13 protein-coding genes are annotated in these 12,200 nt (G+C 70.5%); 8 read left to right on the forward strand and 5 right to left on the reverse strand.

Features of this window, described 5'->3' with window-relative positions; genetic code table 11:
• The first annotated feature begins 51 nt into the window (after nt 1-51).
• Nucleotides 52-834, forward strand: a complete 783-nt coding sequence (locus ACNF49_RS18530; RefSeq protein WP_482944477.1) for a tyrosine-protein phosphatase — start codon at nt 52-54, stop codon at nt 832-834.
• 44 nt (nt 835-878) lie between these two features.
• On the opposite strand, the gene ACNF49_RS18535 is transcribed toward ACNF49_RS18530, so the two are convergent.
• Together ACNF49_RS18535 and ACNF49_RS18540 are read right to left on the reverse strand one after the other, a co-directional pair.
• Nucleotides 879-1,916, reverse strand: coding sequence for a Gfo/Idh/MocA family oxidoreductase (locus tag ACNF49_RS18535; protein ID WP_482944478.1), 1,038 nt, complete (start codon nt 1,914-1,916; stop codon nt 879-881).
• A gap of 35 nt (nt 1,917-1,951) precedes the next feature.
• Nucleotides 1,952-2,851, reverse strand: a complete 900-nt coding sequence (locus ACNF49_RS18540; RefSeq protein ID WP_357965304.1) for a proteasome assembly chaperone family protein — start codon at nt 2,849-2,851, stop codon at nt 1,952-1,954.
• 618 nt (nt 2,852-3,469) lie between these two features.
• Here ACNF49_RS18540 and ACNF49_RS18545 point away from each other — a divergent pair.
• Nucleotides 3,470-4,390 (forward strand): terpene synthase family protein, encoded by a 921-nt coding sequence (locus ACNF49_RS18545; protein ID WP_482944479.1) that lies wholly within the window; start codon nt 3,470-3,472, stop codon nt 4,388-4,390.
• 10 nt (nt 4,391-4,400) lie between these two features.
• Here the strand turns inward: ACNF49_RS18545 and ACNF49_RS18550 are convergent, their stop codons facing one another.
• Entirely contained in the window at nt 4,401-6,449 is a 2,049-nt protein-coding gene (locus ACNF49_RS18550) for an ATP-binding protein (RefSeq protein ID WP_357965299.1), read from the reverse strand.
• Between the two features lie 462 nt (nt 6,450-6,911).
• On the opposite strand from ACNF49_RS18550, the gene ACNF49_RS18555 reads away from it, so the two are divergent.
• Nucleotides 6,912-7,049 (forward strand): hypothetical protein, encoded by a 138-nt coding sequence (locus ACNF49_RS18555; protein WP_482944480.1) that lies wholly within the window; start codon nt 6,912-6,914, stop codon nt 7,047-7,049.
• 329 nt (nt 7,050-7,378) lie between these two features.
• Here ACNF49_RS18555 and ACNF49_RS18560 read toward each other — a convergent pair whose 3' ends face one another.
• On the reverse strand, nt 7,379-7,759 hold the full coding sequence (locus tag ACNF49_RS18560; protein ID WP_482944481.1) for a nuclear transport factor 2 family protein: 381 nt from the start codon (nt 7,757-7,759) through the stop codon (nt 7,379-7,381).
• Nucleotides 7,760-7,847: 88 nt separating this feature from the next.
• Here ACNF49_RS18560 and ACNF49_RS18565 point away from each other — a divergent pair, with 88 nt between their 5' ends.
• The 5 genes from ACNF49_RS18565 to ACNF49_RS18585 all read left to right on the forward strand — a co-directional run bounded on the left by ACNF49_RS18565 (nt 7,848) and on the right by ACNF49_RS18585 (nt 11,137).
• Entirely contained in the window at nt 7,848-8,630 is a 783-nt protein-coding gene (locus ACNF49_RS18565; RefSeq protein ID WP_482944482.1) for a helix-turn-helix domain-containing protein, read from the forward strand.
• A gap of 83 nt (nt 8,631-8,713) precedes the next feature.
• Nucleotides 8,714-8,872 (forward strand): hypothetical protein, encoded by a 159-nt coding sequence (locus tag ACNF49_RS18570; protein WP_482944483.1) that lies wholly within the window; start codon nt 8,714-8,716, stop codon nt 8,870-8,872.
• Between the two features lie 40 nt (nt 8,873-8,912).
• Nucleotides 8,913-9,740 (forward strand): recombinase family protein, encoded by an 828-nt coding sequence (locus tag ACNF49_RS18575; RefSeq protein WP_482944484.1) that lies wholly within the window; start codon nt 8,913-8,915, stop codon nt 9,738-9,740.
• 130 nt (nt 9,741-9,870) lie between these two features.
• Nucleotides 9,871-10,011 (forward strand): hypothetical protein, encoded by a 141-nt coding sequence (locus ACNF49_RS18580; RefSeq protein WP_357965287.1) that lies wholly within the window; start codon nt 9,871-9,873, stop codon nt 10,009-10,011.
• Nucleotides 10,004-11,137 (forward strand): methyltransferase domain-containing protein, encoded by a 1,134-nt coding sequence (locus tag ACNF49_RS18585; protein WP_482944485.1) that lies wholly within the window; start codon nt 10,004-10,006, stop codon nt 11,135-11,137. Before ACNF49_RS18580 ends, ACNF49_RS18585 begins: the two co-directional genes overlap by 8 nt.
• Before the next feature lie 304 nt (nt 11,138-11,441).
• Here ACNF49_RS18585 and ACNF49_RS18590 read toward each other — a convergent pair whose 3' ends face one another.
• Nucleotides 11,442-11,843 carry a hypothetical protein gene (locus ACNF49_RS18590; protein WP_482944486.1) on the reverse strand — a complete coding sequence of 134 codons (402 nt, stop codon included), beginning with the start codon at nt 11,841-11,843 and terminating at the stop codon, nt 11,442-11,444.
• Nucleotides 11,844-12,200: the final 357 nt, after the last annotated feature.

Here is a 12,200-nt window from a genome sequence, read left to right on the forward strand (position 1 = left end):
TAGGAATCCGCTCATGATTGGCCGACATATAAGGTCGAAGTAATGGATGAGATGACAAGATGGATCGATCTGGAAGGCGCCGTCAACGTACGTGACCTGGGCGAACTTCCCACCCGTGACGGCGGGCTCACCCGCCGCGGCCGGATCTTCCGAGCCGACAACCTGCAGGGCCTCACCCCGGCGGACGTGTCGCTCCTGGTGAGCGAGCTGAACCTGCGCCATGTCGTGGACCTGCGCTCGACCGCCGAGGTCAACCTGGAGGGCCCCGGCCCGCTCACCCGGGCGCCGGAGGTGACCCACCACCACCTGACGCTGTTCGCCGAGGGCGGCAGGCACACCGACGTCGAGGCCGACTCCATCGACGGCGACCGCGTGCTGCCCTGGCAGGAGCGGGAGGTCGACGAGGAGCTGCGCGTGACCGGCTTCTACTTCGGCTACCTGCGCGACCGTCCGGACGCCGTCGTGGCGGCCCTGCGCGCCATGGCCCTCGACGACGGCGCCGCGCTGGTGCACTGCGCGGCGGGCAAGGACCGCACCGGCGTGCTGTCGGCGCTGGCGCTGGAGGTCGCCGGGGCCACCCGCGAGGCCATCGTGGGGGACTACGTGGCCACGGGCGAGCGCCTGGAGCTGATACTCAAGCGCCTGCGCGCCAGCGACACCTACCGGGACGACCTCGACTCCCGCCCGGCCGACGACCACAGGCCCCGGGCCCGCTACATCGAGCAGTTCCTCAAGGTGCTGGACGACCGCTTCGACGGCCCGATGGGCTGGCTGCGCGGCCACGGCTGGACCGAGGCCGACAACACCGCCCTGCGCGCCCGCCTCCGCGACTGATCAGCACGATCAGTCAGGGGGCAGCCCGGGTGTCAGCTCGGGGGTCAGCCCAGGTGGACGACCATGCGCTGGGCGGCCGACAGGTGGGCGGCCTCGATGACGGCCAGCGTGTCGATCGAGCCGCGCGGGTCCACCGGCGGCGGCGCGCCCTCGCGCAGGGCGCGTTCCACCCCGCGGTAGAAGTCCAGGTACGCGCCCGGCTCGGTGGGAACGGGCCGGGCGTCGTCGGTGCCGAGCAGGCCCCAGCGGCTCTCCTCGTCCGTGCCGAAACCGGGGGAGTCCGGGGTCAGGCCCGCCCGCAGGCGCTCCTCCTGCACGTCCATGCCGTGCTTGACGTACGCGCCCGCCGAGCCCAGCACCCGCAGCCGCGGCCCGAGGCGGGCCGCCACCGAGCTGGCCCACAGGTGGGAACGCACCCCGCCCGCGTGCCGGAGCGCGATGAACGTGTCGTCGTCGGAGGCCACGCCGGGCCGCCGCACGTCGCTCTCGCAGTAGACCTCGTGCGCCGGGCCGAACAGTTGCAGCGCCTGGTCGACCAGGTGGCTGCCCAGGTCGTAGAGCAGGCCGCCGATCTCCTCCGCGCCGCCGGTCTCCCGCCAGCCGCCCTTGGGCACCGGCCGCCAGCGCTCGAACCTCGACTCGTAACGCAGCACGTCGCCGAGCCGCCCCTCGGCGATCAGCCGCCGCACGGTGAGGAAGTCGCCGTCCCAGCGCCGGTTCTGGAACACGGTCAGCATGACGCCGGCCTGCTCGGCCAGCCGGACCAGCTCGCGGGCCTCCTCGGCGGTGCGGGCGACCGGTTTGTCCACCACGACGGGCAGGCCCTCGGCGAGCGCGGCGGCGGCCATGCTCACGTGCGTGCGATTGGGGGAGGCGACCACCACGAGGTCGCTGTGCTCCCACAGCTCACGCACGTCCGGCACGCCGGCCGCGCCGTACCGGTGGGCCACCTCGGCCTGCCGCTCCGGATTCCGCGTGACCACCGCCGACAGCCGCAGGCCCGGAGTGGCATGGACGAGCGGGGCGTGGAAGTACGCGCCCGCGGTGCCGTATCCGATCAGGCCGACCCGGATCTCGCTCATCCGCCCAGGTTAGCCGGTACGGGCCGGGCCGCCCGTCACTCGTCGTCGCGTTCGGCCAGGAACCGTTCGAACTGGGCGGCCAGCTCGTCGCCCGTGGGCATCGGGGTCGTCTCGGCCATCAGGTTCTCCCGCTCCGCGCCGCCCGCGAACGCGTCGTACTGCTGCTCCAGGCCGCTGATGGCGGTCGACAGCTCCGAGGACGCCTGGATCTGCTCCTCGATCTCCGCCGTCGTCCGGTGGGCCGCGTCGCGCAGCGCCTCCATCGGGAACACCAGGCCGGTGCCCCGCGTCACCGCCTCCAGCCCGGTCACCGCCGCCGTCGGGTACTCCGCCTGCGACAGGTAGTGCGGCACGTGCACCGCGTACCCGACCGCGTCGTGCCCCTGCGCGCCCAGCCGCAGCTCCAGCAGCGCGGCCGCGCTCCCCGGAACCTGGACCCGGCCGAAGGCGCTGGTCTGGGAGTTGATCAGCTCGGGGCGGCTGGCGTGCATGGTGATGCCCAGCGGACGCGTGTGCGGCACCGCCATCGGGATGCCGTGCAACGTGACGATCTTGCTCACCTTCAGCCGTTCCAGCAGCTCTCCCACAGCGCGGGTGAACAACTCCCATTCCCGGTCCGGCTCCGGGCCGCTCATCAACAGGAACGGCGTGCCCGTGGCGTCATGGGCGACATGGACGGCGAGCTCGGGGCTCTCACACTCGACCCAGCGGTCGGTGTCGAAGGTCATGATGGGCCGCCGGGACCGGTAGTCGAGCAACCGGTCCACGTCGAACGTCGCCACGACCCGGTGCTCCAGCTCGGCCAGCAGGTGGCCCAGCGCGAGGCGTCCGGCGCCGCCCGCGTCGACGAAACCGTCGAAGTGGTACAGCAACACCGGATCAGTCAGCTCGGGCGCGTCGTCTGCGAGCCTGTAGAGATCCTTCGGGTCGAACACGGTTGGACAGCCTTTCCCTAGGTACTCTTCCCCAGAACCTATGGCGAGTCGGATCGATTCCGCGCAAGGCACCCTATCGAGCCGCAATCCGGCACCCGGTCGGAGACGGGGGTGTCCGCCCTGGCCGGAGCGGCGGCTCCAGGATGTCGCCCGCCGACCCCGGAGGCTGGCGTTCCGGTCAATCTCGCCATCAGCAAAGGTGACATTTTGCTGATGGTGTCGGCCGATCATGGTCGTGCGGAGCCGGGTGAATGTTCATCGCGTCCGGATCCGGCTCCGGCCGCGCCTACGGCCGCGTGCGCGGGGCGCTTCCCGGGGGCGGGTTCACGCAGGAGTCGGCCGTGGTCAGAGCGCTGCCGGTGACGGAAGCCGATCAGCGGTACGGCGCCTCGCAGGCATTGGACCGGCCTGAATAGCGGCAAATGCCCAGTTTATCCACCGGGTGCCTTGGAGGGTTCCATAGTGCGAAAAAGGCATTAAAGGGCTCCAAGTTGTCGAGTGTGGCCTTTTGAACAGCCGATCGTCATGCTGAAAGACGTGGCAACTTCTGCGCATTCCTTCAGTAGGCGACCGCTCCACATCCCTCCGCTCCCGTGCCCGTTCCCCAACGAGATCAACGTGCATGCCGCGGAGGTCGACGAGGAGAGCCACAAGTGGCTGGCCGCCTCCAACATGCTCAAGGGCGCCGACACCATCGAACACTTCCGGCGCTCCAAGATCGGCCTGCTCGCCGCCCGTACCAACCCCGAGGTCCCGCGCGACAGCCTCCGGCTGATCAACGACTGGTACAACTGGCTCTTCGCGTTCGACGACGCCTTCTGCGAGGGCGAGCTGATGGGGCACCGGGCCTCCGCGCTCGCCCGCGCCCTGCCGCCGCTCCTGGAGATCCTGGACGACCGCAGGGAGCCCGACGACAAGAACCCCTTCGGCCTCGCCCTCAACGAGCTCCTGCACCGCATCGTCGCCACCTCCACCCCGGCACAGGTGGACCGGTGGCGCATCACGGTCAAGGAGTACCTGTTCGCCCAGATCTGGGAGGCGGCCAACCGCGAGGTCGACCTGATCCCCACGCCGCAGGACTACATCCTGATGCGCCGCATCACCGGGGCCACCTACACCTGCTTCGCCCTCATCGACGCCGGCGGCGGCTACCGCCTCGAGGCCGAGGAGTGGCACCATCCCGACGTCCGCATGTTGTCGGACCTGGCCTGCGACCTCATCGGCTGGGACAACGACCTGCTCTCCTACGCCAAGGAATGCGACAACGACAAGGCCCGGCACAACCTCGTCACCGTGCTGGCCACCCACCGGAACCTCACCCTCCAGGACGCCCTCCTGGAGGTCTCCGACATGCACAACCAGGCGATCGCCGCCTTCCTCGACCGGCGCGCGGCGCTGGAGGAGTGGGCCCCGCCGCCCGTCCGCACGTACGTCCGCGGCCTTGAGCACTGGGTACGCGGGCACATCGAGTTCTCGCTCGGCAGCGCGCGTTACGTGCACGCGTGGCCGGAGGGGACTTGCTGGCCCCAGGCCGTGTGAGGCCCCGGGATCAGTCCTCGGCCGGGGCGTCCAGGTCGCCGAGCGCGAGCGTGGACGCCTCGTCGAGGTCGAGGCGGGCGCCGTTCTCGAAGGCGTTCTTGTAAGCCAGCTCGCCCATCATCGACTTGCAGTCCTCGACGCACGCGTCGTGGTCGTCGGTCAGGAACGGGGCGCCCATCTGCGGCAGGCCGGCCGTCCGCCAGTTCTGCTGCAACGCGCCCAGCAGCTTGGCCGCCGTCGGCGCCTGCTTGAGCGCGATGAGGATGCGCGCGGTCGTCTCCAGCACCAGCAGCGTGCCCAGCGTGTCGTGGAAGTGCCGCTTGATCCGCAGGCCCTCGCGGGCGTTGTGCAGCGCCTCTCCCGGCCGGTCGGTGGCGAGCCTGGTGCGCGACATCGCCCACTGGGCGTACGAGCTGACCCACAGCTCGCCGCGCTCCCGGCACACCTGAAGGCAGTCCTGGAGCAGCGACTCGGCCTCGAACAGCTCGCCCTGCGCCGACAACACCAGCGACAGCTCGACGATCGCGGGCAGCAGGCCCGGGTTGAGCTCCTTGTTGTCGGTGTTGAACTCGATCGCCACGCCCAGCAGCGCGCTGGCCTTCTGCAGGTCGCCCTGGAGCAGCGCGGCCGTGCCCTGCATCTTCGAGGCCAGGATCACCGCCCTGGAGTCGCCCACCCGGACGGCCTCCGTGCTGCACTGCTCGGCCGCCGTCAGCGCGCCGACGCTGTCACCCTGCGCGCTGCGCACGTAGGACAGCACCCACAGGGCCTTGCAGCGCTCCTTGCTCGGTGAGGGGTTGGCCTCCAGCGCGCGTTCGAGGTAGAGACGCCCCTCCCGGACGAATCCGCAGCACACCCACATGAACCACAACGACGCCAGCAGCGTGAGCGCAGAACCGCTGCGCATGGGCGAGGACAACGCGTGCTCCAGCGCGACCCGCACGTTGTCGTGCTCCTGGCGCATGCGCACGAACCAGTAGATCTGCCGCGGACCCGACCACGCGTCCTCGCTGCGCTGGGCCAGGCTCAGGTAGTACTCCAGGTGGCGCTGCCGCATCTGCTGGGCCTGGCCGAGCTTGTCCAGCCACTCCTCGCCGTACTCGGCCAGCGTGTCGATCAGCTTGTAGCGGACGCCGGAGTGGTGGCTCCTGATCATCAGGATCGACTTCTCCACCAGCCCGGTGACCAGATCGGTGATGTCCTCCGACGGCAGGCGCCCGTCGGAGCAGACGAACCTGGCCGCGTCGAGCTCGAAGTCGCCGGCGAACACCGACAGCCGCGCCCACAACAACCGCTCGGCGGGCTCGCACAGCTCGTGACTCCAGCCGATCGCCGCCCGCAGCGTCTGGTGGCGCGGCAGCGCCGTACGGCTCGCGCCGGCCAGCAGGCTGAACCGGTCGGCCAGCAGCCCGAGGATCTGCTCCACCGACAGGGCGCGCAGCCGCACCGCCGCCAGCTCGATCGCCAGCGGGATGCCGTCGAGCCTGCGGCACAGCTCGGCCACCGCGCCGATGTTGTCCTCTTCGAGCTGGAAGTCGGGCACGACCGCTCCCGCCCGCAGCGCGAACAACTGCACCGACTCGTTGGTGAACAGGTTCTCCGTCGGGTCGTCGCCGGGCACGACCAGCGGCGGCACCGGCACCACCTGCTCGTACGGCAGGTGGAGCGACTGCCTGCTCGTGGCCAGCACCTTCAGGTTGGGCGCGGCCTCCAGCAGCTCGTGGACCAGCTCGGCGCAGCCCTGCACGAGGTGTTCGCAGGTGTCGATGATGAGCAGCATGTCGCGTTCGCCGACCCACTCCGACAGCGACTCCGACTCCGCCCGGGAGGACTGGTCGGCGATGCCGAGCGCCGAGGCGATCGTGTGCTTGACCATGCCCGCGTCCTGCAGCCGGGCCAGGTCGGCGAACCACACGCCGTCGGGGTACTGCGTACGGACCTGGTGCGCCAGCCGCAGCACCGTGCGCGACTTGCCCACCCCGCCGATGCCGGTGACGGTCACCAGCCGGGACTCGGCAAGATGCCGCTTGAGGTTGGCGAGTAACCGGGTCCGCCCCACGAAGCTGGTGAGCTCCGCCGGTAGATTGCCTTCTCTCCGCCAGCCTGTAGGGGTGGCCATGCGCAGCCTCACGGGGGATCGGCGACACCTGCCCTGGCATCGTACCGCCGGGCGCGAGGGCTGTCCGTGGAGCCGGGAAGACGACCGGTGTTGGTTTGTACGTCTCGGTAGCATGTTTTCCGTGGACGAATTTCTCCCGGAGCAGACTTCGGACGACACCGACCTCGGCTGGGGCGACTGGCGTGAAGCCGACGCCGACGCCTTCTACCTCGACAACAAGCCTCCGCACTGGGGCTGACCTGGCCGCCCGCGCCGTCCTGGGGCCGGGCGTCCGCTTCTCCGGGCCCCGGCCGCTCCCGAAACGGCCCGCCTGATCCCCCTTTCCGGCCCATCGCCCCCAGGGCCGCCCTATCCCGGTACGCCATCTTCTGGTCCGCCGAATCCCACTCGTCCCATTAGGTCGTGTCTCTGGGGATCGTCAGCCGGTTGTGGACGGCGGGCGATGCGGACGGTGGTTTCGGAGCGGACGGCGAGTTCGCCGTGCCGGATGGTGATGCCGCGATGGCGTTCGAGCCGGTTGATGCCGCACCCGACGGCTGAGCGGGCGCGGTGGCCGGCCGCGCCGAAGGACGGTGGACGGCCACTACGGCCGCCGCGCCACTGCCGGGCGGCGACGCGGTCGGCCGGTTCGGCACGGTGCGCGCCGGCGCTGCCCGATCGCGCGGGAGCAGTACGCCTTGTCCGGCCCGGACGCTCAGCTACCGGTCAAGGCTCCGCCGAGGTTGCACGCCACCCGCGCGGCCCGCCTCGCTCACCTGGGCCGGTGAGGTGCGGCAGGGTGTCGTTGCCGAGGCGGGGCGAGTTCCATGGGACCTCCGGCGCCGGGACGCCGATCGAGGAAGGGGCGATGTCCGCCGCACGCCGTCGCCTCACAACATTCCGTGCGGAACCCGCGCGGCTTCCGGCACCGGCTGCACCACGTCCCAGTGCTCGACGATCTGCCCGTCGGCCAGCCGCCAGATGTCGACGACGGCGACGCCGCGCGGGTCGTCGTCCGTGGTCATGAGGTAGTGCAGCACCACGTGATCGTCGTCGGCGATCACCCGCTTGAGGTCGAGCCGGGCCCGCGCCACGGGAGCCTCGGCGATGTGGGCGATGAACGCGTCCCGCCCGGAGGGGTTGTCCGGGCTGTGCTCGACGAAGTCCTCGTGCAGGAGCGTGCGGAGCACGTCGATGTCCCCGGCCGCGAACCGGGTGAAGCCGTCGAGGACCAGGTGCTTGTTGCGGGTGGTCGTGCTGGTGTCGTTCATGGGGAACACCGTCGCAGCGGTCGCCCGGCGGTGTCGATTACATGGCATGTAATCGTGCAGGTCGGCGTGGTGTGAGGATAATCGCCGGATGAACCAGGACCGGCCGATCGGCGAGTTGCTGCGCGAGTGGCGGCACCGCAGCGGGCTCAGCCAGCTCGATCTGGCGCTGCAGGCGGACGTGTCCGCCAGGCACGTCAGCTTCGTGGAGACGGGACGGACCATTCCCAGCAGTGCGATGGTGCTGCGTCTGGCCGAGAATCTGGGCGTCCCGCTGCGGGAACGCAACCGCCTGCTGGTCGCGGCCGGTCACGCGCCCGTCGTCCGCGAACGGCCGCTGAAGGACCCGCACCTGGCTTCGGCGCGGAACGTCCTGGAGCAGATCCTGCGCGGGCACGAACCGTATCCGGCGCTGGCCGTCGACCGGCGCTGGAACCTGCTGTTCGCCAACTCGGCGATCGACGTCTTCCTGGAAGGCGTCGACGCGGAGTTGCTCCGGCCGTCGGTCAACATGATGCGGCTCGGTCTGCACCCGGGCGGGTTCGCGTCGCGGCTGCTCAACCTCGGGCAGGTCCGCGGATTCCTGCTGCCCCGGCTCGCCCGCCAGGTCGCGCGGAGCGGCGACGCCGAACTGAGCGCACTGTACGAGGAGGTGCAGTCCTACGGTCCCGCGGGCGACCCGCGGCCACCCGATCCGGCCGAGATCGCGCTCCCCATCCGCATCCGGCATCGCGGAGCGGAGTTGTGTTTCGTCAACACCATCACGACGTTCGGCGCGGCCTTCGACGTCACGCTCGATGAGATCGCCGTCGAGGCGTACTTCCCCGCCGACGACGACACCGCCCACTTCTTCAGGACGGCTGCCGCAACCTGATACCGCCGGTCCGGAACTGTGACCGACCAAGAGCGTCGTCCTCGACCGTCACGACTGACCCCTACGCCGACATCGCGGCCATCGTGGACGGCCGTACCGGCGACGACTACGACGAGGCCGACGAGTCGCGCTACGTCCAGCTGTTCGGGGAACTGGCCCTCGTGCTGGAGATCGTCTGGCAGCCCGGCACCTACGAGCGGTCAGCGAACGGACGCCGGCAGGCCGCGGCCACGGTTTCGTGAATGCGCCACCGCTCTGTGAGCGTGTTCTTACGCTGAGTGGATGACACAACCCCTCACATCGTGGATCTTGTACGCCTACAGCGCGGCCGACGACGTCAGGGCCACTGACCGGCAACTGGCCGAGATGCGCGGCTGGGTCGCGGATCGCGGCGGCGAGATCGTCGAGGAGTGCTTCGACCTCTGCGGCCGCGGCCAGCTCCAGGCCGTACTGACCCGGGCCGCCGACGACGGCGCCGGGGTCCTGGTCGTCGATCGGGCCCGGCTCGGCCGCTACGGACCGGACCTCGACCAAGTGCACCAGGCGGTCAAGGCCGGGACCGTCATCCATGTGCTACGGGAAGGGCGGCCCGTCACACTCGAAGATTCCCCCCTCGGCGTCATGCCCGCCCACGACCCTGCTCCCGCTGAGGCCGCTCGGCGGGAACGCCGGCAGCTGCTCGCCGAGGCCCGCGCCCAGCGGGCGAAGGCCCAGCGGTTCTGCGACGAACGGGCCGAACGGGTCCGGCGGCTGGAGCAGGACCTGGGCATCGTCGTCCGGCCCTTCCGCTGCCCGTGCGTCCTGCGCCACCCCGACCGGCCCGAGCCGGAGGGGTTCGGTCACTGCACCTGCCCGATCGACTTCGGCCACCTGCACGACCACGGCATGTCGTGGTGGCGCGGCGGCACCATGTTCGCCGCGGTCGTGGAGCCGTACGAGGTCTGCGGCGAATCGGTCGCCGTCCTGACCGAGTCCTGCCGACCGTTCGACCTGCGGGTGCAGGTCAGCGGCCAGCACGCGGTGCACTGCCCGCCGTACACGCTCGCGGTCGTGGTGCTGCGCGGCGAGGACACCTTGCCGGATCGCGAGCGACCGGCCGCCGTCGGCTGACGGGCACGTGGGACCCGAAGGCGTAGCTGCACGCCCTCCCCTCCTCGGGCGCCTTGCCAGGACCAGAGCGTGACCGTACGGTCACGATGAGCACGCTCCGGAGGCGAACGTACGACGAAGGGAGAGCGCCATGGGCAGGCACGGAGGCGGCGGCAAGAAGAACACCTACGAGGACTTCGAGCCCCCGGGCGACGAGCAGTACGACGGGGAGGGCAAGGGAGGCGGATCACGCGAGAAGCCGAGGCACTCCGACGGCAGCGCCGATGACTGACCACGACCTCGAGGGGCTGCTCGATGCCATGATGGCGCGCATCGTCTCGGTGCGCGCGCCGGTCGGTGACCGGATCGAGCAAGCCCTGCGGGCGGCGCGGCGCCACCACTACGTCCCGCCGGTGGCGCTGATCCCGGCCGGCGACCGGCCGTATCTGGTCGACCGGGACGCCGACCCCAAGGAATGGCTCACCGCCGTCTACACCGAGGGCGCGATCGTCACCCAGCTCGACGACGGTGCGACCGACCTGCGTGCTTCGGAAGGCGCCTACAGCTCGTCGTCGTCCGCGCCCGCGACGGTCGCCGACCTGCTCGAACTCCTCGACCCCCGGCCGGGAGACCGGGTACTGGAGATCGGCACGGGCATGGGGTGGACGTGCGCGCTGCTGTGCCACCTGGCCGGTGAGGAGAATGTGACCTCCGTCGAGGTCGACCCGGCGCTCGCGGCGGCGGCCGCGGACAACCTCGCCGGGGCGGGTCTGCACCCCCACCTGGTCGTCGGTGATGGCGCCGCGGGGGCCGCAGGCCGCGCCCCGTTCGACCGCGTCCATGCCACCTGCGCTGTCCGGACGGTGCCCTACGCCTGGATCGAGCAGTGCCGCCCCGGAGCGGTGATCGTCACCCCCCTGCACACCGGGATCGGGGACGGGCACGCGCTGCGGCTGGTCGTGCTGCCGGACGGCACCGCGCACGGCCGTTTCCGGGAGTACGCCGACTACATGACCCTGCGGTCACAGCGCCCCGTCTACCATCCGGACCCGGACGGGGCCGAGCCGCGGGAGAGCACCACGCGCGTGGACCCTCGCATGATCGCTCACGCGCCACCCGGTGCCCGGCTCGCGGTCGCCGCCCTGACGGGGCTGCGACTGGACATCCGGGAGGAGCCGGGGCGTTTCCTGGCCTGGGTGTCGGGCGGCCCAGGGGAGAAGGCATTGGCCATCTGGGAAGACGGGCAGGACGAGTACACGCTGTTCGAGCTGGGCGACCGGCCGGTGTGGGACGAGGCCGTGGCCGCCTACTTCCAATGGGTCCGGCTCGGGGAGCCCCGACGCGACCGGTTCGGCATGACGGTCAGCCCCCAGGGACAGCAGTACTGGATCGACTCACCTGCCCGGGTGCTGGGCTGACAGCCGCCGGGCCCGCCGGCCGAGGGGGCCCGGGGGAAGCGCGTACCGGAACCCGTGACAGTCCGGCGACAGTGCGAGACCATCGGCCATGCGCCCCGACAGCTACGGGCGCTGACCGGCGGATATGCCGACCGGGTGTGCGGCCCTTCGGGCATCCCGGTTCGCCGCCGCAAGACAGTGCCCATGCTCCCTTGGCGGTTCTAGCCCAGCGGCGGCGTTGGCTCATGTTCGCCTGCTAATCGGTCCATACAGACGCTCTGCGGTCTTGCTCCGCTGCAGGTGCCAGCTCCGGGCGCAGGAAGCGTCAGGGCACGATGACAGAGAAAGAAGCGTCGGCGGGCCCGGAGCCATTACTGGTCCTGACGAGAACATGGCGGTTTCCAGCGCCGCACCGCGTCCCAGACTCCTCCACGAACGCGCCAGAGTTCCACGTGGGCACGCTGATCCAGCGAATGTTGGCTACCGGGACGCCCCTGCTGGCGTCGTAGTCGCTGTCGAGTTGGACGCAGTACTGGCCGACGTCGAGCTTTCTCACCGCAGTGACGCCCTTGGAGCGCACCACGGTGGCGTCGGCGTTGACGATGGCCACGGCGCGGGCGCCGGTAGCTTGGGCGTCGCCGAGGTCGGCGTAGGCGGCGGATGTGGCTAGTGAGGCGCTGACGGTGAAGGCTGAGGCCAGTGTGAGATGGATGGCGGTTCTGCGCATGGGATGCTCCTGTGGAAAAGGGTGTGTCTGCTCCAGTTGGCGATAGCAACGTGACCGATCAATCGCCAGCAGTGGTTGATCGGCTACATTGCGACTATGTCCGACAGGCCGCCACTACGAAGCGCCTAAAGCCCTGCCATCTTTCGGTGATCATTCCTCGTTCACGGTTGGACGTCAGAGCCTTGCTTGGCCGCCGAAGACGCTCCAGCCGAAGAGGTGCGCTGACCGACGGCCAGCGCACCTCTTCGGGGGCGGCGCGCTCGGCCGCCGGCAACGCGTCAACGGCCGCCGCTACCTCTACCTCCTGGCCACCACTCGCCACATCCACGAGATCGAAGTCCACGTCGCCCCGGCCGA

The organism is Actinomadura sp. ATCC 39365 (genome assembly GCF_054392275.1).

What these genes read in the sequence shown, in the direction of transcription:
- ACNF49_RS18530 (WP_482944477.1), top strand. Translation starts at nt 52, where the DNA reads ATGACAAGATGGATCGATCTGGAAGGCGCCGTCAACGTACGTGACCTG.
- ACNF49_RS18535 (WP_482944478.1), bottom strand. Translation starts at nt 1,916, where the DNA reads ATGAGCGAGATCCGGGTCGGCCTGATCGGATACGGCACCGCGGGCGCG.
- ACNF49_RS18560 (WP_482944481.1), bottom strand. Translation starts at nt 7,759, where the DNA reads ATGAACGACACCAGCACGACCACCCGCAACAAGCACCTGGTCCTCGAC.
- ACNF49_RS18565 (WP_482944482.1), top strand. Translation starts at nt 7,848, where the DNA reads ATGAACCAGGACCGGCCGATCGGCGAGTTGCTGCGCGAGTGGCGGCAC.
- ACNF49_RS18575 (WP_482944484.1), top strand. Translation starts at nt 8,913, where the DNA reads ATGACACAACCCCTCACATCGTGGATCTTGTACGCCTACAGCGCGGCC.
- ACNF49_RS18580 (WP_357965287.1), top strand. Translation starts at nt 9,871, where the DNA reads ATGGGCAGGCACGGAGGCGGCGGCAAGAAGAACACCTACGAGGACTTC.
- ACNF49_RS18585 (WP_482944485.1), top strand. Translation starts at nt 10,004, where the DNA reads ATGACTGACCACGACCTCGAGGGGCTGCTCGATGCCATGATGGCGCGC.
- ACNF49_RS18590 (WP_482944486.1), bottom strand. Translation starts at nt 11,843, where the DNA reads ATGCGCAGAACCGCCATCCATCTCACACTGGCCTCAGCCTTCACCGTC.